The 22,238-nt window shown below is 70.6% G+C and carries 23 protein-coding genes; 2 read left to right on the top strand and 21 right to left on the bottom strand.

Features of this window, described 5'->3' with window-relative positions:
- Positions 1–224 precede the first annotated feature (224 nt).
- Positions 225–1,493 (bottom strand): molybdopterin-dependent oxidoreductase, encoded by a 1,269-nt coding sequence (locus tag E0500_RS26615; protein WP_131557697.1) that lies wholly within the window; start codon positions 1,491–1,493, stop codon positions 225–227.
- Between the two features lie 198 nt (positions 1,494–1,691).
- On the opposite strand from E0500_RS26615, the gene E0500_RS26610 reads away from it, so the two are divergent.
- A complete protein-coding gene (locus E0500_RS26610; protein ID WP_131557819.1) occupies positions 1,692–3,050 on the top strand; it encodes a hypothetical protein in 1,359 nt (452 codons plus the stop codon).
- Positions 3,051–3,247: 197 nt separating this feature from the next.
- Complete coding sequence (locus E0500_RS26605) at positions 3,248–4,153, top strand: helix-turn-helix transcriptional regulator (protein WP_131557698.1); 906 nt, start codon at positions 3,248–3,250, stop codon at positions 4,151–4,153.
- Positions 4,154–4,197: 44 nt separating this feature from the next.
- On the opposite strand, the gene E0500_RS26600 is transcribed toward E0500_RS26605, so the two are convergent.
- The 20 genes from E0500_RS26600 to E0500_RS26505 form a co-directional block, all read right to left on the bottom strand.
- Positions 4,198–5,013 carry an SAM-dependent methyltransferase gene (locus tag E0500_RS26600; protein WP_131557700.1) on the bottom strand — a complete coding sequence of 272 codons (816 nt, stop codon included), beginning with the start codon at positions 5,011–5,013 and terminating at the stop codon, positions 4,198–4,200.
- A gap of 174 nt (positions 5,014–5,187) precedes the next feature.
- On the bottom strand, positions 5,188–5,466 hold the full coding sequence (gene catC / locus E0500_RS26595; protein ID WP_131557702.1) for a muconolactone Delta-isomerase: 279 nt from the start codon (positions 5,464–5,466) through the stop codon (positions 5,188–5,190).
- Positions 5,467–5,488: 22 nt separating this feature from the next.
- On the bottom strand, positions 5,489–6,343 hold the full coding sequence (gene catA / locus E0500_RS26590) for a catechol 1,2-dioxygenase (protein ID WP_131557704.1): 855 nt from the start codon (positions 6,341–6,343) through the stop codon (positions 5,489–5,491).
- Positions 6,344–6,373: 30 nt separating this feature from the next.
- Positions 6,374–7,477, bottom strand: a complete 1,104-nt coding sequence (locus E0500_RS26585) for a mandelate racemase/muconate lactonizing enzyme family protein (RefSeq protein ID WP_131557707.1) — start codon at positions 7,475–7,477, stop codon at positions 6,374–6,376.
- Positions 7,474–8,691 carry an amidase gene (locus E0500_RS26580; protein ID WP_131557709.1) on the bottom strand — a complete coding sequence of 406 codons (1,218 nt, stop codon included), beginning with the start codon at positions 8,689–8,691 and terminating at the stop codon, positions 7,474–7,476. Before E0500_RS26580 ends, E0500_RS26585 begins: the two co-directional genes overlap by 4 nt.
- Entirely contained in the window at positions 8,688–9,245 is a 558-nt protein-coding gene (locus E0500_RS26575; RefSeq protein ID WP_309505147.1) for a flavin reductase, read from the bottom strand. The genes E0500_RS26580 and E0500_RS26575 overlap by 4 nt, the downstream gene beginning before the upstream one ends.
- The gene (locus tag E0500_RS26570) at positions 9,242–10,195 is read right to left on the bottom strand and encodes a PDR/VanB family oxidoreductase (RefSeq protein WP_131557711.1); all 954 of its coding nucleotides are present in this window, start codon (positions 10,193–10,195) and stop codon (positions 9,242–9,244) included. Before E0500_RS26570 ends, E0500_RS26575 begins: the two co-directional genes overlap by 4 nt.
- Before the next feature lie 51 nt (positions 10,196–10,246).
- Positions 10,247–11,026: an SDR family NAD(P)-dependent oxidoreductase gene (locus tag E0500_RS26565; protein WP_131557713.1), complete on the bottom strand. Its 780-nt coding sequence runs from the start codon at positions 11,024–11,026 to the stop codon at positions 10,247–10,249.
- A complete protein-coding gene (locus E0500_RS26560) occupies positions 11,023–11,547 on the bottom strand; it encodes an aromatic-ring-hydroxylating dioxygenase subunit beta (protein WP_131557715.1) in 525 nt (174 codons plus the stop codon). Before E0500_RS26560 ends, E0500_RS26565 begins: the two co-directional genes overlap by 4 nt.
- Positions 11,537–12,796: a Rieske 2Fe-2S domain-containing protein gene (locus E0500_RS26555; RefSeq protein ID WP_131557717.1), complete on the bottom strand. Its 1,260-nt coding sequence runs from the start codon at positions 12,794–12,796 to the stop codon at positions 11,537–11,539. Before E0500_RS26555 ends, E0500_RS26560 begins: the two co-directional genes overlap by 11 nt.
- Complete coding sequence (locus E0500_RS26550; protein WP_131557719.1) at positions 12,793–13,155, bottom strand: hypothetical protein; 363 nt, start codon at positions 13,153–13,155, stop codon at positions 12,793–12,795. The genes E0500_RS26555 and E0500_RS26550 overlap by 4 nt, the downstream gene beginning before the upstream one ends.
- A 29-nt stretch (positions 13,156–13,184) precedes the next feature.
- Complete coding sequence (locus tag E0500_RS26545; RefSeq protein WP_131557721.1) at positions 13,185–14,345, bottom strand: acyl-CoA dehydrogenase family protein; 1,161 nt, start codon at positions 14,343–14,345, stop codon at positions 13,185–13,187.
- 145 nt (positions 14,346–14,490) lie between these two features.
- Positions 14,491–15,711, bottom strand: a complete 1,221-nt coding sequence (locus E0500_RS26540; protein WP_131557723.1) for an amidohydrolase family protein — start codon at positions 15,709–15,711, stop codon at positions 14,491–14,493.
- On the bottom strand, positions 15,708–17,096 hold the full coding sequence (locus tag E0500_RS26535) for an ATP-binding protein (protein WP_258573499.1): 1,389 nt from the start codon (positions 17,094–17,096) through the stop codon (positions 15,708–15,710). The genes E0500_RS26540 and E0500_RS26535 overlap by 4 nt, the downstream gene beginning before the upstream one ends.
- 296 nt (positions 17,097–17,392) lie before the next feature.
- Positions 17,393–17,995 carry a response regulator transcription factor gene (locus E0500_RS26530; RefSeq protein ID WP_131557725.1) on the bottom strand — a complete coding sequence of 201 codons (603 nt, stop codon included), beginning with the start codon at positions 17,993–17,995 and terminating at the stop codon, positions 17,393–17,395.
- Between the two features lie 18 nt (positions 17,996–18,013).
- Positions 18,014–18,274 (bottom strand): hypothetical protein, encoded by a 261-nt coding sequence (locus tag E0500_RS26525; protein WP_131557727.1) that lies wholly within the window; start codon positions 18,272–18,274, stop codon positions 18,014–18,016.
- A complete protein-coding gene (locus E0500_RS26520; protein WP_131557729.1) occupies positions 18,271–18,699 on the bottom strand; it encodes a nuclear transport factor 2 family protein in 429 nt (142 codons plus the stop codon). The genes E0500_RS26525 and E0500_RS26520 overlap by 4 nt, the downstream gene beginning before the upstream one ends.
- Positions 18,696–19,532, bottom strand: a complete 837-nt coding sequence (locus E0500_RS26515) for an ATP-binding cassette domain-containing protein (RefSeq protein ID WP_131557731.1) — start codon at positions 19,530–19,532, stop codon at positions 18,696–18,698. Before E0500_RS26515 ends, E0500_RS26520 begins: the two co-directional genes overlap by 4 nt.
- A complete protein-coding gene (locus tag E0500_RS26510) occupies positions 19,529–21,295 on the bottom strand; it encodes a dipeptide/oligopeptide/nickel ABC transporter permease/ATP-binding protein (RefSeq protein ID WP_131557733.1) in 1,767 nt (588 codons plus the stop codon). The genes E0500_RS26515 and E0500_RS26510 overlap by 4 nt, the downstream gene beginning before the upstream one ends.
- The gene (locus E0500_RS26505; RefSeq protein ID WP_131557735.1) at positions 21,292–22,233 is read right to left on the bottom strand and encodes an ABC transporter permease; all 942 of its coding nucleotides are present in this window, start codon (positions 22,231–22,233) and stop codon (positions 21,292–21,294) included. Before E0500_RS26505 ends, E0500_RS26510 begins: the two co-directional genes overlap by 4 nt.
- Between the last annotated feature and the right edge of the window lie 5 nt (positions 22,234–22,238).

Here is a 22,238-nt window from a genome sequence, read left to right as displayed (position 1 = left end):
TCGTGCAGCACCGCCGCGCCCACGAACCAGAGCGTCACCGCCAGCGCGTCACCGGCCAGCAGGCGCACGCCCGCGTATCCCGCAAGCGCGAACGAACAGGCCAGGAGCAGGATCTGCAAGGGGCTTCCCAGCGTAGGAAGTCTTCTCATCACGGGGTTCTCCTCACCGCACGGCTCTTCTCGTCCCGAGGGCTCTTGTCGTCACAGGTCCCCCCGCAGGCCCGGTCACAGGTCGCCGAAGGTCATCCGGGCCACCCACTTGGTGTTGAGCACGCCGGGCGCCGCGGGCACGATGATCCGGGCCGGGTGGCCGTGGTCGGGGGTCAGCGGCTCACCGTTGACGTCCAGGGCCAGCAGTGAGCGCGCATCACGCACCTGGTTGGCGCGCAGGGCGGCCCTGCGGAAGGCGCCGTGCCGTTGGAGGGACTCCACCAGGACGTCGGGGGCCGCATCCGCCTCGTATCCGACCAGCGCGGCGAGGTCCCGCAGCCGTACGCCCCGCCACCACTGGTCGGAGGTCGACCAGCCCTCCACACAGGCGATGGGGAGCGCCGAGCTGTGCAGGGGGAGGCCCAGCAGTTCGGCCCGGCTCAACCGGACCGTGCCCGAGGGCCCGGTGACGGCCAGTCGCCACACCTCGTCACTGGTCTCCCGCGCGCTGATCCCCCGGTACGCGGCCGTCTTGTTGATCTGGAAGCCGCCCGGGCCGCTGCCGGGATCGGCGAAGCCGTGTGGTGCGAGGAGGGCCGTGCGCCGCAGCGGACCGTCGAAGCTCTGTCCCGCCGTCGTCACGAACAGCGCCAGCGAACCGCCTCCGACCAGCCACAGCGATCCGCGCCGGGACACCGTGGGCGCCGCGGGCCGCGGGGTGACCAGCGGGAAGTCCGGCTCCCCGCCGGCCTCCTCCTCAGGACCCTTCCCCGCCCGCATGCGACGCAGGTTGCGTACGGCGGCGGGCGCGCGGAGCAGCGCGTGCACGACGAACGCGGCGAAGAACACCCACGCCCCGTAGAAGTGCAGCGGATAGAAGGAGCCGGGGAAGACGTAGTCCAGCTGGACGTTGAGCACACCCGTCACGAACTCGAAGAGCGCTCCGCCGACCAGCAGGAGCAGCGAGATCCGCTCCAGGGCGTGGGCGAGCGACCGGACCGGCGGCAGGGCGAAAAGTTTCGGCACCACCGACCACAGTTTGGCCAGCAGGACGGGGACGATCGTGATGCCCAGGGTGACGTGGACGCCCTGGGTGAGCCGGTACAGCCAGTACGGACCGGTCGGCCAGGCGAAGAGGTAGAAGCCGAGGATCCCCTTTTCCGGGGTCTTGTCGTTCACCGGCGACAGATCCGGGTTGTACGCCGCGTACGACAGCAGCCCCGTCACGAACAGCACGGTGATGCCCACCAGCAGCACGACACCGAGCACGGAGGTGAACCAGGGGCCGCGCACCGGACTGCGCCAGAAGCCGGGCGATGAAGGAGGAAGCGGTTGGTCGCGCATGTCCCGACGGTAGGCCGGAACCGGCCCCCGAAAGGGTGCGCAACCCATGACGAAACGCTGACGTCAGCGGTGCGGGCGACGGTGTTCGCCCCTTTCCGCCCTAGCGTTCCTTCTGTGACCCGCTCCCCGCTCGGTTTCTCCCTCCGTCCGTTTCCGCGCACCCCCCGTCGCTCCGGCCACGACCCCCTTCGCGCGTCGCTGCGCACCGCTCTTCCCGACCTGGCCGCCGCACTGGCCGCCGTCCTCCTCGTCGTGGCAGCCGCACTGGTCGGCCGACACCTTCAGGACAACTACGGGAATCTGCACGTCGGCTGGCCCCCGCTGTACGCGAACTGGGGCCCGCACGCCGGGCCGGGCACCCCGGCCGCCCTGGCGGTGGCGGCCGCGGTCGTCGCCTATGGTCCCGTCGTCGCCGCGCGGCTGCCGTGGCGCGCCCTGCTGGCCGCGGCCTGGGGCACGGCCATGGCGTGGACCTGGTCCCTGGCGCTGATCGACGGCTGGCACCGGGGCATCGCGGTCCGGCTCACCACCCGCTACGAGTACCTCCAGGTCATCGACCGCTTCCACGACATCCCCGCCACCCTGCGGGACTTCACCCACCACATCCTGCTCCACTCCCCCGACCACTGGCCGCCTCATGTGGCCGGACACCCTCCGGCGGCCACCCTCACCTTCGTCCTCCTCGACCGGATCGGCCTGGGAGGCGGAGGCTGGGCCGGGGTGTGGTGCATCACCGTCGGCGCCGCAGCCGGCGTGGCGGTGCTGGTGACGGTGCGGGCACTGGCCGGAGAGGAACTGGCGCGGCGGGCGGCGCCGTTCCTGGTGATGGCGCCGGCCGCGGTGTGGATGGGCACGTCGGCCGACGGGTACTTCGCCGCCGTCGCCGCATGGTCCGTGGCACTGCTCGCGCTCGCGGTGACCGGGCGGCCGGGGCCCCGTATGCGGGCCGCCGCGTTCGCCTCCGGGCTGCTGTTCGGCCTGACCTGCTACCTCTCCTACGGGCTGACTCTGTTCGTGCTGGTCGCGGCGGGTGTTCTGCTCCTCGGACGGCACCGGGCACGTCCGCTCCCCTTCGTTCTCGCCGGAGCCGCCGTCGTGCCTCTCGCGTTCACGCTCGCCGGCTTCGACTGGTGGGAGGGGTACCGCCTCCTGACCGAGCGCTACTACCAGGGGGCCGGCGGCATCCGGCCCTATGGGTACTGGGTGTGGGCGAACCTCGCCTGCACCGTGTTCCTGGTGGGCCTGGCGACGGCCGCGGGACTACGGCACACCGTCGCCGCCCTCGCCCACCGGCGCGGCAGCGTCCTCACCCGGCCGGACAGCCCGGGTCCCCTCGCTGCCGGGGCCCGCCTCGCGCTCCTCGTGTCCGCCGCCGTGATCGCCGTCCTCGCGGCCGACCTGTCCGGGATGAGCAAGGCGGAGACGGAACGCATCTGGCTGCCGTTCGCGATGTGGCTGCTCCCCGCGTGTGCCTTCCTGAGCCGGCCCCGCGTCTGGCTGACGGCCCAGGCCTCCCTCGCCCTCCTGACCAACCATCTGCTCATGACCGGATGGTGACAGCGGCGACGGCCGGAAGGCGCCCCACTCAGTAGCTCCGGACCGGCCTTGTAGCGGTGCCTGCCATCCTTGGCTGCCGAAGTCAAGACGCCGTGCGTTCGGCAACTCGAAGATCGCGCACAGGACAGCCCCCTAGGATGGGCTGACCGCATCGCTTGTCCGCGTGCGGAGTTGTGTCCACCGCAGGGAGAATGTCCATGGGCGTCCAAGAGGCCACATGTACACCGTCCGGCAGCGGGGTCCTGTACGGCCAGTCGGCCGGCCCCATGGTTCCGCGACTGGCACTGGGGGCACACCTGCGCAGACTGCGGGAGGGGCGGCTCATCTCCCGTGAGGCCGCGGGTCGGGCCATCCGCGCCTCCCGGTCCAAGATCAGCCGACTGGAGGCCGGCCGTCACGGGGTCAAACTGCGTGACGTGGCCGATCTGCTCACCCTCTACGGAGTCACGGACGAGGCCGAACGCGCCACCTTGCTGGCGTTGGCCGAGCAGGCCAACGCCCCCGCCTGGTGGCAGCACTACAACGACGTGGTGCCTGCCTGGATGCAGGCGTACCTCGGGGTCGAACAGGCAGCGAGTCTCATCCGCTGTTTCGAGGTCCAGCGTGTTCCCAGCCTGCTGCAGACCCGCGCCTATGCACGTGCCTCCATCCGGTCCGTCCATCCAGGCGCTTCGGCGGAGGAGATCGAGCGGCGGGTCACCCTGCGGACGACACGCCAGCGGATCCTTCACCGGCAGCAGGCGACCCAGCTCTGGGCCGTGATCGACGAGGCGGCGCTTCGCCGCCCGGTGGGCGGAGTCAGCGTGATGCGCGCCCAGCTCCAGCACCTCATCGAGATCTGCCGACTCCCTCAGGTCACGGTGCAGGTCCTGCCGTTCCTCGCCGGTGGCCACGCCGCGGAAAGCGGCCCGGTCACCATCCTGCGCCTGCCCGGAGGTCAGTTGACCGACGTGGTCTACCTCGAACAGCTCGCCACTGCCCTCTACCCGGGCAAGCCGTCCGAGATCGAGTGCTACTGGGATGCCATGAACCGCCTGGTGGTCCAGGCCGAGTCACCGGACGAGACGCCCACGATCCTCCACCGCATCCTCCAGGAGACGTGACCGGGGGATGTGGTCGAGGACGTGGGCGGTTCGTCGGCCGGGGTTCACCTCTTGAGGGCGACACCACCGTACTGATGTACCTCCGCGGGGAGACCCCAGGCGCCCGCGTCCGGACGCCAGCGCGAGCACGACGCCACGCCCGGTTCGAGCAGTTCCAGGCCGTCGAAGAAGCGCGCGATCTGGTCGGGGCTGCGGAGGATGTACGGGACCGATCCGCCGTCGTTGTACTGCTGGATGGCCTTGACGTACGCCTTGCTGGTGTTGGTGCTGTCGTACTGCACGAGGTAGCTGCCGGAGGGCAGCGCCTCCACCAGCTCCCGCACGATCGAGCGCGCCTCGTCGAAGTCCTCGATGTGGCCCAGGATGCCCATCAGCATGAGCGCGACGGGCTTGTCGAAGTCCAGCGTCTTGGCGGCTTCCCGCAGGATCGTGCTCGGCTCGCGCAGGTCGGCGTCGACATAGTTGGTGACGCCTTCCGGTGTGCTGGTCAGCAGCGCGCGGGCGTGCGCCAGCACCAACGGGTCGTTGTCGACATAGACAATCCGGGATTCGGGGACGACCCGCTGGGCGATCTGATGGGTGTTGTCCACGTTGGGCAGCCCGGTGCCGATGTCCAGGAACTGCCGGATGCCCTCCTCGGCGGCCAGATGACGAACAGCGCGGGCGAGGAAGTACCGCGCGGCACGGGCTCCGGTCTCGATGGCGGGGAAGATCGTGCGGAAGGCGTCACCGGCCACACGGTCGACTTCGTAGTTGTCCTTGCCGCCCAGCCAGTAGTTCCAGATCCGAGCCGACTGCGGCACGGAGGTATCGATCTTGGGGAAGCCCTCCTGCGCGGAGTTCGCTGCCTCATCAGTCATGGACACTCCCTGCGTGTACGTGGTGCGAGAACCACGAAACCGTCGAACACCAGTTGTGGACGCCCACGTTATTCCACCCCGCTCCCCTCAACTAAATCAGCGGTCCCAACCCACTTGTCCAGCTGGGTGGTTGGCCGGCTTGCTCCCCCCCCCAACCGGGGGGAGCGCCCAAAGTCAGCCGACTGCCGACGGGTGCCGGGCCAGCGGCGTCACCGTGATCTCCATGTAGGGAAAGAGCGGCAGGCCCCAGAGGAGTTCGTTGAGGCGGTCGTTGTCGCTCACGTCGAAGACGCTGAGGTTCGCGTACTGACCGGCACAGCGCCACAAGTGCAGCCACTCGCCGCTGTGTTGCAGCTTCCGCGCGTACTCCTTCTCCGCCGCGAGGAGCGACGTGCGGAGTTCGGGGTCCATGTCGGGCGGCAGTGCGACTGTCATCCGGACGGCGAAGAGCACGGGCACGCCTCCTTTCGTTCGGTCAGGACACCGGGTCGAGGACGATGTCGTACACGACCTCGTTTCCGCCCCCGGAGGCAGGCCGCGGGTCGAGGACGAGTTCGGGCTTGACCGCGGAGGCCACGTCGTCCTGGATGTGTTCGCCGCCCTTGAAGTACAGCTGTGTGGTGAGCGGCTCGTAACCGGGCGCGGACACCTTCAGGTGCAGGTGGGCGGGGCGCCAGGCATGCCAGCCCGCGGCGGCGATGAGCCGGCCGCAGGAGCCGTCGGTGGGGATCTGGTACGGGGCGGGCTCGACGGTCGTCACCGCGAACCGGCCCTCGGCGTCGGCGACGACGCTGCCGCGCAGGTTCCACTCCGGAAGGCCGGGCGCGAACTGTGCGTACAGCCCGTCGTCGTCGGCCTGCCACATCTCCAGCAGGGCGCCGCCGAGCGGCTCGCCCGACACGCCGGTGACCTGCCCCTGGAAGAGGAGCGGGGTGCCCGGCTCGTCCTCGCGCATCGGCAGGACGGCGGTACTGGGGAGGGCGGGAGCACCCGGTACGTAGTACGGGCCCTCGATGGTGCCCTTGCTGCCCTCGCGAGCGGCACTCGCGACCTCCTCGACGACGTGCTCGATCCACACGTCCAGGAACAGCGGCCACTCTCCGTCCTGGCCGACCGCGATCAGCCACGCCTTGAGAGCGTTGTACTCGTCGTAGGTGACCCGGTGGCGGCGGATCACGTCGTGCACGGCAGTGAGGACCTCCGTGGCCAGCGTGTTGACGCGGGCGGCGTCGGTACCTTCGGTGGGCAGGGAGGTCTTGTCGGTGAGGAAGCGTTCGGTCGCCGAAGCACCGGATGCGGCGGCCGTGGCGGTGAGGGCGGTGTCGGACATGGTGGTGCGGCTCCTTCGTGGGTGGAGGGGTCAGTGGTCCTGGCGGTAGCGGGCGAGCTTGTCCTCGTCGATCGCGACGCCCAGTCCGGGCCGGTCGCGGACGGCGAGCGTGCCACCGGTGATGGTGAGTGGTTCGGTGAGCAGGTCGTCGCTCATGTCCAGGAAGTTGGACAGTTCGCCGGCACGGCGTGACGTGGCGACGTGGGCGGCGCCGAAGGCCACCGTGCAGACGGTGCCCAGCTGGCCGTCGATCTGGTTGCCCATCACCACTTCGGCACCGAGCCCCTCGCACTGGAACAGCACGCGCTGGGAACCGGTGAAGCCGGTGCGGGCGGTCTTGATGCTGATGGCGGTGGCGTCGCCGTCGAGCAGGGAGCGGGTCACCTCGGCCGGTGTGGTGGCGGACTCGTCGGCGACGAACGGGACACGGCAGTCCCTGACGAGCCGGCGGCGGCCGAGTACGTCGTCGGCGGGGCACAGCTCCTCGGCGAGCGTCAGGCCGAGGCCGTCCAGTTCACGCAGGGCGAAGGCGGCCTCGGAGGCGGTCCAGCCGCGATTGCCGTCGACGTACAACTCGGCGTCGTCGCCCAGGGTTTCGCGTAGGGCACGGCACACGTCGAGGTCGAGGCGGACCGGGCGGCGGCCGACCTTCACCTTGAAGACGGTGATGCCGTGGGTGTCGCGGATGCGTTCCGCCTCCGCGGTCACGCGCCGCGGTGTGTCGAAGCCGAGCATGTGGCTGACGCGCATACGGTCGGTGCTGCCGCCGAGCAGTTGGGTGACGGGCCGCCCGCAGGCCTGGCCCGCGATGTCCCACAGCGCCATGTCGAGGGCGGACTTCGCGGCCGGGTTGCCGACCGTGCGGTGCAGGAGGGCGTGGACACGCTCGCGGGCGAAGACCTCCGCCCCCAGCAGTTGCGGGGCGAAGACCTTCTCGATCACTCCGGTCACGGATGCCTGCGTCTCGCCGTAGGTGAACGGACGCGGTGGCGCGTCGGCGACTCCGACCAGCCCCTCATCGGTGTGTACCCGGACCAGGACGTGCTCGGCGGTGTGCACCTCGCCGCTCGCGAACCTGAGTGGCTTGGTGTAGGGGATGGCGTACGGGATGGCCTCGATCCCGGTGATCTTCATCGGGGGCTCCCTGTGATGTCCCGGACGAGGGTTTCCGTGTGCCGGGCGATGCCGAGCAGACGGCCCGCGCGGTCGGGGTGGCCGATGAGCTGGAGGCCGAGGGGCATGCCGTGCGGGTCGCGGTGCCCCGCGATGGTGACGACGGGCAGGCCGAGCAGTTGCCAGGGGCGGCTGAGGACCGGGGTGCCGGTGGCGCCGAGGCCGTGCGGGGCGGGGCCCGGAGCGGCGGGGCCGAGGATTACGTCGGCACGGTCGAGCAGGCCGAGGATCCGGGTGCGGGCGCCGTCCCTGACGGCGAGCGCCGCCTCGTAGGCGGCCACAGGGGTGTCGCGTCCCCGTTGCAGAAGTTCGCAGAGGTGTGCGCTCAGTGCCTCGGGGTGCCGTGCCTCGGCTTCGAGCGCGCGGGCGGCCTCGTACGCCATGACAGTGGCGTGCGTCTCGGCGAGTACCGGTGTGCCGGTCCGGTCCCCGAGATCGGCCGTTTCCGCGCCGAAGGCTTCCAGGGCCCGCCGGGTGTGCTCCAGCGCGTCCAGCATCGCGGGGTCGATGTCCGCCAGTTCGGTGCCGGACCACAGCAACACCTTCGGGGACTGGGGCTCCTCGGTCAGGGTGCCGTCGACGGCCTCCACGGCCGTGGCCAGGAAGCCGACGTCCGCCGCGAGCAGTCCGGGCGCGTCCAGGGTCCGGCTGAGGCCGGTGAAGCCCGTTGTCGGCCACGCGCCCGCCGGGGCGACATATCCGGCGACACCGCAGAAGGACGCCGGCCGGGTCAGGGAGCCCGCGGTCTGCGAACCCAGTGCGAGCGGTACGACGCCGGAGGCGACCGAGGCGGCCGAGCCGCTGGAGGAACCCCCCGGTGTATGGGCGGGGTTGTACGGATTGCGGGTGGGACCGGGCTGGAAGTACGCGAACTCGGTGGTCACGGTCTTGCCGAGGGGTACGGCCCCGGCTGAGCGCAGCCGGTCCACCAGCCAGGCATCGGCCGTGGCGATCCGCCCCCGGCGCAGCGGGGAGCCGCACTCGGTGGGCAGTCCGGCGACGTCGATGATGTCCTTCACGCCGAACGGCACACCGCGCAACGGGCCGGACGACGCGCTCTCGGCAGCCGCACGGGCGCCGTCCGCGTCGACCCGGACCCAGGCACGGATTCCGGGCTCGGTCTGCTCCAGGCGGCGCAGTGCCTCCTCGACCGCGGCCGTCCTCTCGGTGGTCATGACCCGGCGCCTTCCGTTATCAGGGGCGTGGCGTCGAGGCGGTGGAACGCCCGGTTGAAGTAGACGAGGCTCTGCCCGCCCGAACGGGTGCGGATCTGCTCGACGTCGACGAAGAGGACGCTGTGGGAGCCCATGGGGACGGTGTGGCTGACGGTGCCGACCGCGGTCACCAGGGCGTCCTTGAGGACCGGCACGTCCTGGGTGCGGTCCCAGACGTCCCAGGTGAAGCGCTCGGCCATGGGCACCTTGGTGGCGCCGGCGAAGTGCAGTGCCAGTTCCTGCTGGTCGCCGCCGAGGACGTTGACGCAGACGTGACCGTTGGTGCGGAAGACGTCGTGCATGGCACTGGAGCGGTTGACGCAGACCAGGAGGGTCGGCGGTGCGTCGGTGACCGAGCAGACCGCGCTGACGGTGAGGCCGCAGCGGCCGCTCGGGCCGTTTGTCGTCAGGATGTTGACGGCTGCCGGGAGATGCGCCATGGCCTCCCGGAACTCGCGCTGATCGGGGGCCACGGCGGTGCCGCTCCTCTCCTGCTCGGATCGGTTCTCGCTCACCACAGCTCGACCACCAGCCGCGGCGACTTCGCACGTGACACACAGGCGGCTATCTGGTCGCCGGCCGCCTTCTCCTTCGCGGACAGGCAGTGGTCGCGGTGGTCTGGTTCGCCCTGGACGACCCGCAGGACGCAGGTCCCGCAGATGCCTTCCCGGCACGAGGTTTCGAGGGGGACGCCGCCCGCCTCCAGTACGTCGGCGATGCTCTTGTCCGGCGGCACGGTGTACACCTCGCCGGTGTCCAGTTCGACTTCGAAGCCGGTGGCGGGTTCGGCTTTCGGAAGGTCACCTGCCTGGAACAGCTCACGGTGGACACGGTCCTCGGGCAGAGTGCGGGCCGCGAGCGCGCCGACCCGGTCCATGAAGCCCTGGGGGCCGCAGGTGTAGACGTGTGCGTCCGGCCCGGCCCCGGCGAGTTCGCCGGCCAGGGCCCTGACCGTCGCCTCGCGTCCGAGGCCGAAGTGGAAGACGACGCGGTCGGCGAAGGCGCTGCGTTCGAGCAGGTCGGCGAAGGCCGCCTCGGCCCGGCGGCGTGCCACGTAGTGCAGCCGGAACTCGGCGCCGGTGGTGTGGAGTTCGTACGCCATCGCCAGCAGCGGGGTGATACCGATCCCGGCGGCCATCAGGTGGTGCTGCCCGGCGTCCGCGGCGAGCCCGAACAGCCGGCGGGGCTGCCCCACGGTCAGTTCGGTGCCCCGGTCGGCCTTGTCGTGCAGGGCCTGGGAGCCGCCGCGCGAGTTCTCCTCGCGTTTGACCGCGATGGTGTAGGCGCCGGTGTCGTCGGGTGGCCCGCACAGGGAGTAGGGGCGGGTGATCCCGGTGGGTCCGGTCACGTCGATGTGTGCGCCCGCCGGATACGGAGGGAGGGCGTTGCCGTCGGAGCGGACGAGCCTCAGGGCCTTGATCGTGTCGGTTTCGTCAGCGGTCTCGGTGACGGTGACAGTGAACATCCGTCTGCCTTCGCGTTCGCGGGTGGTGCTGATGTGGTGCTGACGGCGCTGTCAGCGCATGTACAGGCCGCCGTTGGCGTCCCAGCAGGCTCCGGTGACCGCGTCCGCGTGCTCGGCGGCGAGCAGGACGGCCATGTCGGCGATGAACCGGGGCCGGCCGAGGCGGCCGACCGGGATCGACGCCTCGATCTGGGCGAGCCGGTCCGGGGCGACGGTCTCGCGGACCACCGGGAGGTCCTGCGGTCCCGGGGAGATGGCGTTGACCGTCACCCCGTGCGGTCCGAGTTCGCGGGCGAACACCTTGGTCAGTGTCGCCACACCCCCCTTGGCCGCCGCGTAGTGCGCGCCCGTCGCCGTACCGCCGTTCTGGCCGGCGAGGGAGGCGATGTTGACGATGCGTCCGTAGCCGCGCTCGGCGAAGTAGGCGCCGAAGACCTGGCAGCCGAAGAAGGTGCCGTTGAGGTTGGTGGTCACCACGGCGTCGAAGCTCTCCGGGCTGATCCGCATCAGGGGCTCGACCTTGGACTGCCCGGCGTTGTTGACCAGGACGTGCACGGCGCCCCAGCGTTCGGTCAGCCGGTCCCGCACCCGGACGAAGGCGTCCTTGTCCCGCACGTCCAGGGCGAGACCCACGGCGTTGCGGCCGGAGGGGTCGAGCTCCGCGGCGGCCTCGGCGGCGGCCTCCGCGTCGAGGTCGGTCAGGGCGACGCGGTAGCCCCGGTCGTACAGCCGCGCGGCGATACAGCCGCCGAGGCCGCGGGCCGCGCCGGTCACCAGCGCGACACGGTGGGCGTCGTCCTCCCAGCTCTCGCCGGTTCCCTGCGGGCTCACAGCAGGAATCCCGATGCCGTGACGGTGTCGTCCGAGTTGACCAGCCGGACGACCTTCCGGGAGATCCGGGGGCCGTCGGCGTCCCACACGATCCGGTGGGTGAGGTCGGCTGCGAGGACGAAGGTCTCCTCGCGCTTGTAGCCGACGAGGACCTGCGCCGAGCAGATCTCGATCGCGTCCGGCTCGCGGCCGGTGACGACGAAGCGCGAGACGGTGCGGACCGTGCGCGCCGCCGCGGCCGCGGAGATGGAGAATCCGCCGGTGAGGCGCTCGATGCGCATACGGCGCATCCGGTCGTCGTCGAAGACGAGGTTGAGGGTGGAGGCGAAGTCGGTGGTCTCACGGTCGATGGGGACGACGTACTCTCCCCCCTCGGCCCACAGGCCGTCCCAGTCCTCGTACCGCCGGGCGTCCAGCAGGTGTGCCTCGCGCCAGATGAGGGACACGGCGGCCAGGGCACGGGGGTCGTCGAAAGGGAGTGCCGTGGCCGGGGCGGCCGTGCTCGGGGCGTCACTCGCCATCCGTCATCATCCTCTTCCACATCGCGTAGGCCTCGCGCATCCCGGTCTCGTCAGTCGCGTGCGAGGTGGGCTGCCCCAGGTCGTTGGGCTTCTCGCGGCCGAGGCCGCGGTTGACCAGGATCGGCATGTCGACGCCGCCGGTCACCCCGCGCTGGACGCGGTTCCACGCCTCGGCGTCGTCGGGGCTGCCGAAGCCGAACGGGCCCTGGAAGTGCTCGTGGATGCGCAGCCGTTCACGGTTGACGATCTCCGGACCGCCGTCCAGGCCGAGGGCCACGTGCCGGATCTCCGTCTCGGCGACCGAGATCGGACGCAGGACGCGGAAGAAGGACATCGACATGGCCACGTTCGGGAACAGGTTGAGGTTGAACCCGGCGCCGTGCAGCGAGCGGACGATGCGCCGCACCTTCTCCGGCGGCATGTCCTTCGACAGTTCCTCGACGATGTGGCTGAAGCGGTCCTGGAGTTTCTCGGTGCCGTCGTCGACGTCGAGGTCGGCGTGCTCGGCAACTGATATGGACACGCTGTGGCCGTTGCCGAGGGCGTGGGTGACCGCGCTCTCGTCGGTCATGATCGACAGCATGCTCGCGGTCTCGGCGTCGACCGACGACATCCAGGAGCGGTGCACGATCGGGAAGTGGTACCAGTCGGTGGTGTTCTCCAGCTGGATCTTCCAGTTGCCCCGGAAGCGGAACCGGTGCTCGCCCTGCACCTTGACCGGGTAGCCGGCGCCCTGCTTCATGAAGCGGTCGATCCACAGGCGGGCCCCGCCGAGGAAGTCCTCCAGCGGCTCGATGTCGTGGTCGAAGCTGGCGAAGATCATGCCCGCGTAGCTGCCGACCTTCAGCCGCTGCAGCGGCAGGTCCTTCTTCTCGACGACGTCCTCGTAGCCGTCGGGGTAGGGAATGCCGCGCAGTGTGCCGTCCAGGGCGTACGACCAGGCGTGGTAGGGGCACGTGAAGCCGTTGCCGTTGCCCTTGGGGGTTTCGCAGACGCTGGCGCCGCGGTGGCGGCAGCGGTTGAGCAGGACATTGATGCCGCCGCGGCGGTCTCGGCTGACGATGACCGGCCTGCGGCCGATCCAGGCCGTCTTGAAGTCGCCGGGCTTGGCGACTTCGCTCTCGTGCGCCACCCACACCCAGGTGCGGTGGAAGATGCGGTCCATCTCCCGCTCGAACAGGTCCGGGTCGGTGTAGAGGGTGCCGGCGACCCGGTCGGACTCGACCAGGGAGGAGATGTCGGGGCTCATCGGACCGCCTCCGGTTCGGGCAGCGGGCGGCCGAGGCGGGCCTCGATCTTCATGTAGCGCCACAGGCCGTGCTCGCCGACCTGCACGGTGCGGAAGAGGTTGCAGGCGGCGGCGACTGTCGGCTGGTCGACGACATCGGCGAGGACGTAACAGGTCCACGGCCAGGAGTCGGACGGGCCGACCATGTGCCGGTCGTCGTCGATGGTGCCGAGGACGGTCACCCCGGGCAGCTCGAACAGCTGGGTGAGCATGGTGGTGAAGCCGTCCCAGACCGTCTTGCCCTGGCCGGTGGGCAGGTCGAAGAAGTTCTGGTTGACGCCGATACAGAAGAGCACCCTCAGCGGGGAGTTGTCGGGCATGGCGATTCCTGCCTCTCAGAGGTAGCCGGTCAGAGGTAGCCGGGGAAGGGCTGGACGCCCATGAGCACAGCGCCGGCGCCGTCGTACATGCCCTCCTGGAGGAAGGCGTGCTGCGGGACGACCGACGCGTCGCGCAGGTGGCGCTGGAGGGGGCTGCCGTCGGCGATGGCACCGATGCCGCCGAGCTGGTAGGCGGCCCGGACGACCTCGAAGGTGGTCCTGGCCAGGTGGGCGGAGGCGAGCCGCAGCAGGCTGGCCTGCTCGGGGGTGGCCGGGTCTCCCGCCTCGACGGTGGCCCAGACCTCTTCGGTGGTCTCGTAGAAGAAGGCGCGCACGGACCGGAGTTGGGCCTCGGCCTGCGCCACCGCGATGCGGTAGGTGGCGCGTTCGGCCGGTTTCGGGGCGCCGGTGTAGCCGGAGCGGCCGCCCTGGGCGATGACGTGGTCGAGGGCCGCACGAGCCACTCCGAGGCCGACGACGGCCAGGACCTGGGCCGCGTACGGGACCGTCGGGTAGCGGTACAGCGGTTCGTCGACAGCGGGCTCACCGCCGCGGACGAACGTCCACTCCTCCGGTACGACAGCTCCGTCGACCACCAGGTCGTGGCTGCCGGTGCCGCGCATGCCGATGACGTCCCAGTTGTCGGTGATCTCCACCTGGTCGGGCCGCAGGACGGCGGTCAGCGGCCGGCCGGAGTGGTCCGCGCCGGACTTGATGCCCACGCCCAGCACGTCGGCCCCCTTGCAGCCGCTGGCGAACCTCCATCGGCCGGAGACGCGGTAGCCGTTCTCGACGCGCTGCGCGGGCTGCACCGGGAACAGCCCGCCAGCGAAGGCCACGTCGGGGCCGTCCGCGTACAGCAGGGCCTGCGTCTGTAGTGGCAGTGCGGTGAGATAGATGGCCGACGAGCCGAAGCTCGCGACCCAGCCGGCCGAGCCGTCGACCACGGATATCCGCTCGACGAGGTGAAGGAATTCAGCGGGCGGCAGTGCATCTCCACCGAAACGCTTCGGGACGCCGGCCCGGTAGATTCCGGCCTTCTTGAATTCGGCGATCACATCACGCGGGACGTGCCGTTTCTCCTCGAATTCGGCCCGCCGTCCCCTCACTGTCTCCAGCAGTCGGTCGAACGCCGCCCCGGCTTGCGAACGGCCTTCGGCCGCGGTCGGGGAATCCAGCGTCTGCGTCATGAGAAATTCTCCTCGCATTGCCGGGGCGGTTCTCTCTTCCGCCTCCCTTTCACGCTACGGGCATCAACCATGTGTCCACCATTGGGACTTGGCCGCGTCCGCATAGGGGAATTCCCCTACACTCGGGCCCGCTCTCATCGGGCCGTCATGAGGTCTTTATGAGGTCTTTTCGTACGGTTCCCGACTGCGCGACCAGCACGATGGCATCGGGCCGGCCCAGTACGCCGATGTCGGCCAGCGGATCTCCGTCGACAACCACGAAGTCCGCGGTCTTTCCTGTTTCGAGGGAGCCCAGCGTCTTGTCGAGACCGAGAAGGCGTGCCGCGTTCAGGGTTCCGGCCGTGATCGCGTCGAGCGGTTCCATGCCCAGTTCGACGAGGTACGACAGTTCCAGCAGATTACGGGCGTGCGGGACGACGCCCGAATCCGTGCCGAGGGCGATGGGGACTCCGCGGCTGATCGCGTGCGCGATGTTCTCCTTGCTGATCCGGGCCCAGCGGCTCTTCTTGCGGAAGTGGTGCTCGGCCATCGCCTCGCGGTCGAGCGGGGCGAAGACGGTGGACAGGGTGGGGACGAGGAACGTGCCGTGTTCCAGGGCCAGATCGCACAGTTCGTCGGTCATGCCGTAGCCGTGCTCGATGCTGGTGACCCGGGCGCGCAGGGCGTTGCGGATGCCGGCGCTGCCCTGGGCGTGCGCCGCGACGCGTTTCCCGCGGTGCCGTGCCGCCTCGTCGACGACGGCTGTCAGCTCGTCGTAGGTCAGGCCCTCGTCGTCGGGGTCGTCGTGCGGGCTGCCCATGCCGCCGGTGGCGCAGACCTTGACGAGGTCCGCTCCGGCTCGCAGCACCTTGCGTGCCGCGAGCCGTGCCTCGTCGGCGGTGTCGGCGATCTCGCCCAGATGCGGTGCGGCGTCGACCCCTCCGGGCAGCGAGCAGTCGGCGTGCCCGCCGGTGTGGCTGATCACTTTCACGGCGACCTGGAGCCGAGGGCCTTCGATCAGGCCCCGCTCGATCGCGGTGCGGTAGCCCGCGGGCACACCGCCGAGGTCGCGCAGTGTGGTCACGCCCGCGTCCAGGGTGGCGCGCAGCCGCCGGGCGATCTCGAAGGTCTCCACCGTCGCGTCGGCGGCCAGCCCTGCGAGCAGCCCGCGTTCCGGGGTCATGCACAGGTGCACGTGGCAGTCGATGAAGCCGGGCAGCAGTGTCCGGCCGCCCAGGTCGACCGTCGTCGCGGTGGGTGTCGGTGGTGCGCCCGCAGCCGGACCCGCGTAGGCGATGAGTCCGTCGTCCACGACGAGAACCGCGTCGGGCACGGGGGTGGCTCCGGTTCCCTGGATGAGGGTGGCGTGCTGGTATCGGATGGTCATGAGCTTTCTGTCTCCGCTTGCGATGGGGCCGGCGGCAGCGTGAAGCGGAAGACCGCGCCGCGCGGCTCGTTGGGGTGGACTTCGATGTGGCCGCCGTGCCGGGTGACGATGCGGTGGCTGAGGGCGAGGCCGATGCCGCTGCCGTTCTCCTTGGAGGTGAAGACTCCGTCGAAGATCCGGTTGTCGGGGGGCGGTCCGTGGCCCTGGTCGCGGACGGCGAGTTCGGCGCGACCGCCCTCACCGCGCCGGGTGGTGACCTGTACGCCTACGCCGCGTTCCTTCCCGGGCCATCTGGCCATCTCCTCGACCGCGTTGAAGGCGAGGTTCATCACGACCTGGCCGATGAGGACGTTCTCGCAGCGCACCGGCAGCGGCTCGCCGGTGAGGTCGAACTCGACGGTCACCGCGTGCTCCTGGGCCCGCAGCTCGATGAAGTACGCGCAGTCACGCACGATCGCGTTGAGGTCGGTCAGTTGCTCGGACTGCTCCAGGCGTCCGACATAACTCCGCAGGCTCCCCAGGATGCGACGCGCCCGGTCGATCTGCCGCACGGCGTTGTCCAGCCCCCAGGCCACCGACGCGTCACCGGCACCGTGGCCGAGCCGGCCGCGCGCTCCCTCGACGAAGTTGTACGCGGCGGCGAGCGGCTGGCTGACCTCGTGGGCGATGGCCATCGCCATGTCACCCATGGCGTTGTAGCGGGCGAGGTGGTCGAGGTGCTGGGTGTCGCGGCGGTGCCGCTCCTCCGCGCGGACCCGGTCGGTGATGTCGTAGAACAGGAGCATCCGGCCGCGCAGATCGCTCTCGATCTCGATGTGCTGGCACGTCGCGGCGTACCAGCGGGGCGCCTGGCCGGGCCCGGCGAACCGGTAGCGGCCCTCACGTTCGGGTACGGGTCCGTCGCAGCAGTAGGCGGTGAAGTCGGCGCCGTCGAGGTCGCCGCCGAGCAGCCGGAGGGCGGACTCACTCGCGAACACCACGCTGTCGGCGTCGTCGAGGACGACGATCCCCTCGGCCAGCCCGCCGAGGAAGGCGCGCAGTCTGTTCTCGGTGCGGAACAGGTCCCGCCGGACCGCCTTCTCCTCGGCGATGTCCCGGAACTGGACCATCACCGCCGTCCGCGCCGCCAGTTCGACACGGATCGCGATCGCCTCGGTGAGGATCTCCTCGCCGCTCTTGGAGCGATAGCACCACTCGGTGGCGCTGACGCCCTGCTCGACGGCGCGGCCGAGCCAGCGGTGCCCCAGTTCGCGGCTGTACTGGCGGGCGTTCTTGCTCATGTCGGGCGCCTTGAGCGGCTTCAGCTCGTCGACACTCCAGCCGAGCAGTTCGCAGGCGGCCCGGTTGGCCCACAGGATGTCGAAGGTGCGGGCGTCATGAAGCAGGACGCAGTACTTCAGGGCCTGGGTCAGCTCGCGGAAGTCGTCCGGGGCCAGGGCCTGTGTCGAAAGTGGAGTCGTCCGCCCGAAGGGCGGGCCGGGCGGCGGCGATGGGGGTGCCCCCGCGCGAGCTCGGGTTCGAGCGTGGGGGAGCGTGCTCTCGGTATGCCGGGCGGAAGACCCCGTTGACGGACCGGACGTACTTGGGCTTTCGCCCGGTGCGGCGAGGGGGCGTGCCAGGCGTCGGCCGGCAGGCGCCACTTTCGACACAGGCCCTGGGTCGTCCATGTGTTTGCTCCCGGTCACTGTGCGTCGAGCCGGAGTACGTCGCGGACCAGGGCGGCCATGCTCTCGGCACCGGTCTTCTCCCGGATGCGGGCCCGGTGCACGTCGACGGTCTTGGCGCTGATGCCGAGCCGCCCCGCGATCTGCTTGCTGGGCACGCCCTCGACGGATAGCGCGAGCACTTGCCGTTCCCGTACCGTCAGGCTGTCCAACCTGGCGCGCAGTTCGCCTTGTTGGGCCCTTCGTGCGAACCGGTCCCGGGCCGTGCGCTGGGCGGCCTGCACGACGTCGAGCAGGTGCTGGGGGTCGTACGGCTTCTCCAGGAAGTCGACTGCGCCGTTCTGCAGGGCGCGCACGGACATGCGGATGTCGCCGTGCGCGGAGACGAAGACGACGGGCAGTGGGGACCCCGTCTCATTGAGGAGTTCCTGGACGCCGAAGCCGCTGAGCTCGGGCATGCGGACGTCCAGGACCAGGCAGGCGGGCCGGGCGCGGTCGTAGGAGGCGAGGAAGGTCCGGGCGTCCCGGAAACGCTCCGAACGGATGCCGACCGATTCCAGGAGCCAGGCGAGTGACTCGCTCAGCTCCTCGTCGTCGTCCAGGATGTAGACGAGGCACATCGCAGCCGTCCCGTGTCCTCAGCCGTCCCAGACGGCCTGGGCGGTCCAGTAGTCGCCGCCGTCGGCGCTGACGCCGTGCCGCCACTCGGTCGTGCGGCGCAGCGCGGGTTCGACGCGGGCGGTGGCCTCGTCGGCGCCGACGGGGCCGTCCTCGTCGACCGTCCAGTGGACCCAGTTGACCTCTCTGCCGGTGCTGTCGTGCGTGAACAGGTCGACGTGGTGCCAGCCGTAGTTGTGGGTGTCGGCGTAGCAGGTCAGAAGCATCGTGCGGGTGTTCATCGCTCTCCCGACAGCGGTTCGCTGAAGAGTCGTTCGGTGCGGAAGGCGGAGATACGGGGCCGGTCGGCGTCGAGGCGGAACGTCACGTCGAGCCGGGCGACCATGACCTCCGAGGCACCGGACGCGTAGCGGGAGAGCTGCTGCATCGACCAGCTCCCTCGCGCTGTCGCCCCGTCGGTGTCCACCGTGCCGGGGAACAGCAGATGGACGTTCGTGTGGAAGTGCGGGTTGGGCGGCAGATAGGCCGAGAGCATCCGGACGATCGCCTCACGGCCTTCGCTGCGCCCGAACTTCTCGGCGTACGCACTGCCGCCGCCCTCCCACACGGCGTCCTCGGTGAAGAGGTCGCCCAGATCGCCCTCGACGCGCGCGGGCACGTCGCACAGGGCGAGGTAGCGGGTCAGGGTGTCCGTCACGTCGGTCATGACGCCCTCAGCTTCAGCCGCTCCGAGCGGCGTTGCGCCTGCCGCTCCGGGTCCGGTACCGGCGCGGCGAGCAACAGCCCCTTCGTGTAGGGGTGTTCCGGGCGCTCGGTGACCTGGACCGCGTCGCCGGTCTCCACGATGTCGCCCCGGTAGAGCACGGCCACGCGGTGGCTGATGTGCCGTACGACGGACAGGTCGTGGGTGACGAAGAGGTACGCCACGCCGGTCGCCTCCTGGATCTCGATGAACAGGTCCAGCACCCGGGCCTGGGTCGTCAGGTCGAGGGCGCTGACCGGTTCGTCACAGACGATCAGCTTGGGGTCCCGGCACAGGGCCCGCGCGATGGCGATCCGCTGACGCTGTCCGCCGGAGAACTCGCGGGGCAGCCGGCGGGCCGCGTCCTGCGGCAGGTACACGTGGTCGAGCAGCTTCTGGACCCTGCGTTCGGCGTCGGCACGGGCGACGCCGGTGACGAGCAGCGGCTCGGTGAGGATGTCCATGACGGTCATGGCCGGGTTCAGCGAGGTGTACGGGTCCTGGAAGACGACCTGGATGTCCTTGCTGAGTGCCCTCCGTTCCCGCTTGCCGAGGCCGGAGACGGTCCGTCCCTCGAACCGGACGGTGCCCCCGGTGACGGGCGCGAGGCCGAGTACGGCCCGGCCCAGGGTCGTCTTGCCCGAGCCGGACTCGCCCACCAGGCCGAGGGTCTCACCGGGCGCGACGGAGAGGGACACGCCGTGCAGGACCCGGAAGGGCTTCCTGCCGCGGCCCTTGCCCGGGTACTCCACCACGACGTCGTCGAGTTCGAGGAGCGGTGGCGTCTGTGACGTCATGACGTCACCTCCTTGACGGGCTTCGAGGGGACGTGCAGCGCGCCCCGTGCGGGCCCGCCTTCGAGCGTGGAGTCCAGCAGCATGCGGGTGTACGCGTGGTCGGGCGCCGCGAAGATCCGCCGTGCTGGCGCGGTCTCCACGATGCGGCCCTTCTGCATCACCGCGACCCGGTCGCAGATGTCGGCGACGACGCCGAAGTCGTGGGTCACGAGGATCATGCCCATGTGGCGCTCCTGCTGGAGCGAGCGCATCAGGTCGAGGACCTCGGCCTGGACGGTGACGTCGAGTGCGGTGGTCGGCTCGTCGGCGATGAGGAGCTGCGGGTCGCAGGAGACGGCGCCGGCGATGAGGACGCGCTGGGCCATGCCGCCGGAGATCTGGTGCGGGTACGACCGGAACACGCGCTCGGGGTCCGGGATGCCGACCCTCTCCAGGAGGTCGAGGGCCTTGGTGCGGGCCTCGGCCCGGGACAGGCCCAGGTGCTTCCGCATGGGTTCCACCAGTTGGGAGCCGATGCGGAAGCAGGGGTCCAGGTTGGACATGGGCTCCTGGGGGATGTAGCCGATGCCCCGGCCGCGCAGGGCGTTGAGCGCGGCGAGGTCCAGGGCCAGCAGCTCCTTGCCGTCGAAGACGAGGTGGTCGGCCGTCACCCCGGCCTCGTACGGCAGCAGCCCGAGGACGGAGAACGCCGTCTGGCTCTTGCCGGACCCCGACTCGCCGACCAGGCCCAGGACTTCGCCGCGTGCCACGGTCAGGTCCACTCCGTCGACGACCGTCTTCTCGCCGTAGGCGACGCGCAGACCCTCCACCGTCAGGAGACGGTCCGCGGGCATCTCGGCCACGGCTGCCGCGGCCTTCCGCGCGACGAGTTCGCGCCGCCTGACCACCCGGGGCTCCGCCGTGCCCAGTGCGTCCCGCACCGCGTTGCCCAGCATGCTGGACGCCAGGATGGTCAGGCCCATCGCGGCGCCCGGCCAGACCAGCAGCACGGGTGCGTTGTACACGTTGGTGAAGGCGTCGCCCAGCATCGCGCCCCAGCTGGCCTGGGACGCCTTGCCCAGACCCAGGAAGGCGAGGCCCGCCTGGATGCCGATCGCCACGGCGAACACCTGGGTCGCCTGGATGACGGACGGCGCGATCACCACGGGCAGGACGTGACGGCGGATGATGCGGGCGTCGCCGAGCCCGGAGACGCGGGCGGCGTCGACGTACAGCTCCTCACGCACCGCGAGCACCGAGGCGCGGATGAGGCGGAAGACCATCGGTGCCATGATCACACCGAGGACGATCATCGCGACGTTGAGATCCTGGGACACGGCCGCCATGACCACGAGCATCACGATGATCGCGGGCACGGCCATGATCACGTTGACGGTCCAGCCGGCCACGGCGTCGAACCAGCCCCGGTAGAAACCGCTGACCAGGCCGAGCGGTGCGCCGACCGCGAAGGCCACGAGCACGGCGAGAGTTCCGCCCAGGAGGCTGGTGCGTCCGCCGTACATCAGCCGGGACAGGACGTCGCGGCCCACGCCGTCGCCGCCGAGGGGATGGGTGCCCGACATGGGCGCGAGGGTGTCCGCCAGGACACTGCGGTCCGGCGCGTGGTCCGTGAGCAGCGGCGCCGCGAGACTCACGGCGATCACCAGGGCCAGGACGAGGAGACAGACGACGGCGACCGGGTCACGCAGGGACCGGCGCAGCAGCCGGTCCCGTTCGGGAGCCGCGGCGGACGCCGCAGGCGCCACGGAGTCCACGGAGGTCATGAGACACGCACCTTCGGGTTGAGCCAGCCGTACGCGACGTCCAGCAGCAGGTTGACGGCGACGACGATGACGACGGTGACCACGACCGTGCCGAGCAGCACGGGCGCGTCGCCGCGCACGGCGGCCGAGTTGGCGAGGGTGCCGATGCCCGGCAGCCCGAACACCTTCTCCACGACGACCGCGCCGCCGATCAGACCGATGAACTGGAGGGCGAGCACGGTCAGGGCGGGCGGCGCCGCGTTGCGCAGCGCGTGCCGGTACACGACGCTGCGGGTGGTCAGGCCCCGGCTGCGCAGGGTGCGGACGAAGTCGGCGCGCAGGATGTCGATCAGGGCGCCGCGTACCTGCATCGCGGTGGCCGCGGTCGCGGCGACGGCGAGGGACAGGGCGGGCAGGGTGATCGAGCGGAGCCAGCCGCCGGGCGAGGTGCCGAGGGCGACGTATCCGGTGGCCGGCAGCCAGCCGAGCCGGACGGCCAGGGTGACGGCGAGGACCAGGGCGATCAGGAAACTGGGCACCGCGGTGCCGAGCACCGCGGCGAACTGCACCGCACGGTCCACCCAGCCGCCGCGCAGCGCCGCCGCGGTGCCCAGCGCCACGCTGAGCACCGCCGCGATCACCATGCCGGCGAGCACGATGGACAGGGTGACCGGCAGCGTGTCCGTCAGGGACTGGCTCACCGAATCGCCGGTGAACCACGAGCTGCCCAGGTTTCCCTGTACTGCCTGTTCGGCCCAGTGCCAGTAGCGCTCCACCAGGGGCTGGTCCAGGCCCAGTTCACGGCTCTTGGCGGCCACAGCGGACCGCGAGGCCGTCTCGCCCAGGATGTTGCGGGCGACATCGGTGCCCGTGAGGCTGAGCAGCAGGAACGTCGCGGTGGCCACGACGACCACCAGGGCGGCGCCGGCGGCGATGCGCCGGAGCAAGAAGGCAAGCACGACAG

Origin of the sequence: Streptomyces sp. KM273126 (assembly GCF_004337435.2) — a bacterium.
GTDB classification, from domain to species: Bacteria; Actinomycetota; Actinomycetes; order Streptomycetales; family Streptomycetaceae; genus Streptomyces; species Streptomyces acidicola.
The sequence above is the reverse complement of the archived record's forward strand: the minus strand, read 5'-3'. Positions and strand labels throughout refer to the sequence as shown.

What these genes read in the sequence shown, in the direction of transcription:
- E0500_RS26510 (WP_131557733.1), bottom strand. Translation starts at nt 21,295, where the DNA reads ATGACCTCCGTGGACTCCGTGGCGCCTGCGGCGTCCGCCGCGGCTCCC.
- E0500_RS26605 (WP_131557698.1), top strand. Translation starts at nt 3,248, where the DNA reads ATGGGCGTCCAAGAGGCCACATGTACACCGTCCGGCAGCGGGGTCCTG.
- E0500_RS26520 (WP_131557729.1), bottom strand. Translation starts at nt 18,699, where the DNA reads ATGACCGACGTGACGGACACCCTGACCCGCTACCTCGCCCTGTGCGAC.
- E0500_RS26570 (WP_131557711.1), bottom strand. Translation starts at nt 10,195, where the DNA reads ATGTTCACTGTCACCGTCACCGAGACCGCTGACGAAACCGACACGATC.
- E0500_RS26540 (WP_131557723.1), bottom strand. Translation starts at nt 15,711, where the DNA reads ATGACCATCCGATACCAGCACGCCACCCTCATCCAGGGAACCGGAGCC.
- E0500_RS26515 (WP_131557731.1), bottom strand. Translation starts at nt 19,532, where the DNA reads ATGACGTCACAGACGCCACCGCTCCTCGAACTCGACGACGTCGTGGTG.
- E0500_RS26555 (WP_131557717.1), bottom strand. Translation starts at nt 12,796, where the DNA reads ATGAGCCCCGACATCTCCTCCCTGGTCGAGTCCGACCGGGTCGCCGGC.
- E0500_RS26525 (WP_131557727.1), bottom strand. Translation starts at nt 18,274, where the DNA reads ATGAACACCCGCACGATGCTTCTGACCTGCTACGCCGACACCCACAAC.
- E0500_RS26580 (WP_131557709.1), bottom strand. Translation starts at nt 8,691, where the DNA reads ATGACCACCGAGAGGACGGCCGCGGTCGAGGAGGCACTGCGCCGCCTG.
- E0500_RS26530 (WP_131557725.1), bottom strand. Translation starts at nt 17,995, where the DNA reads ATGTGCCTCGTCTACATCCTGGACGACGACGAGGAGCTGAGCGAGTCA.
- E0500_RS26545 (WP_131557721.1), bottom strand. Translation starts at nt 14,345, where the DNA reads ATGACGCAGACGCTGGATTCCCCGACCGCGGCCGAAGGCCGTTCGCAA.
- catA (WP_131557704.1), bottom strand. Translation starts at nt 6,343, where the DNA reads ATGTCCGACACCGCCCTCACCGCCACGGCCGCCGCATCCGGTGCTTCG.
- E0500_RS26615 (WP_131557697.1), bottom strand. Translation starts at nt 1,493, where the DNA reads ATGCGCGACCAACCGCTTCCTCCTTCATCGCCCGGCTTCTGGCGCAGT.
- E0500_RS26560 (WP_131557715.1), bottom strand. Translation starts at nt 11,547, where the DNA reads ATGGCGAGTGACGCCCCGAGCACGGCCGCCCCGGCCACGGCACTCCCT.
- E0500_RS26550 (WP_131557719.1), bottom strand. Translation starts at nt 13,155, where the DNA reads ATGCCCGACAACTCCCCGCTGAGGGTGCTCTTCTGTATCGGCGTCAAC.
- E0500_RS26585 (WP_131557707.1), bottom strand. Translation starts at nt 7,477, where the DNA reads ATGAAGATCACCGGGATCGAGGCCATCCCGTACGCCATCCCCTACACC.
- E0500_RS26600 (WP_131557700.1), bottom strand. Translation starts at nt 5,013, where the DNA reads ATGACTGATGAGGCAGCGAACTCCGCGCAGGAGGGCTTCCCCAAGATC.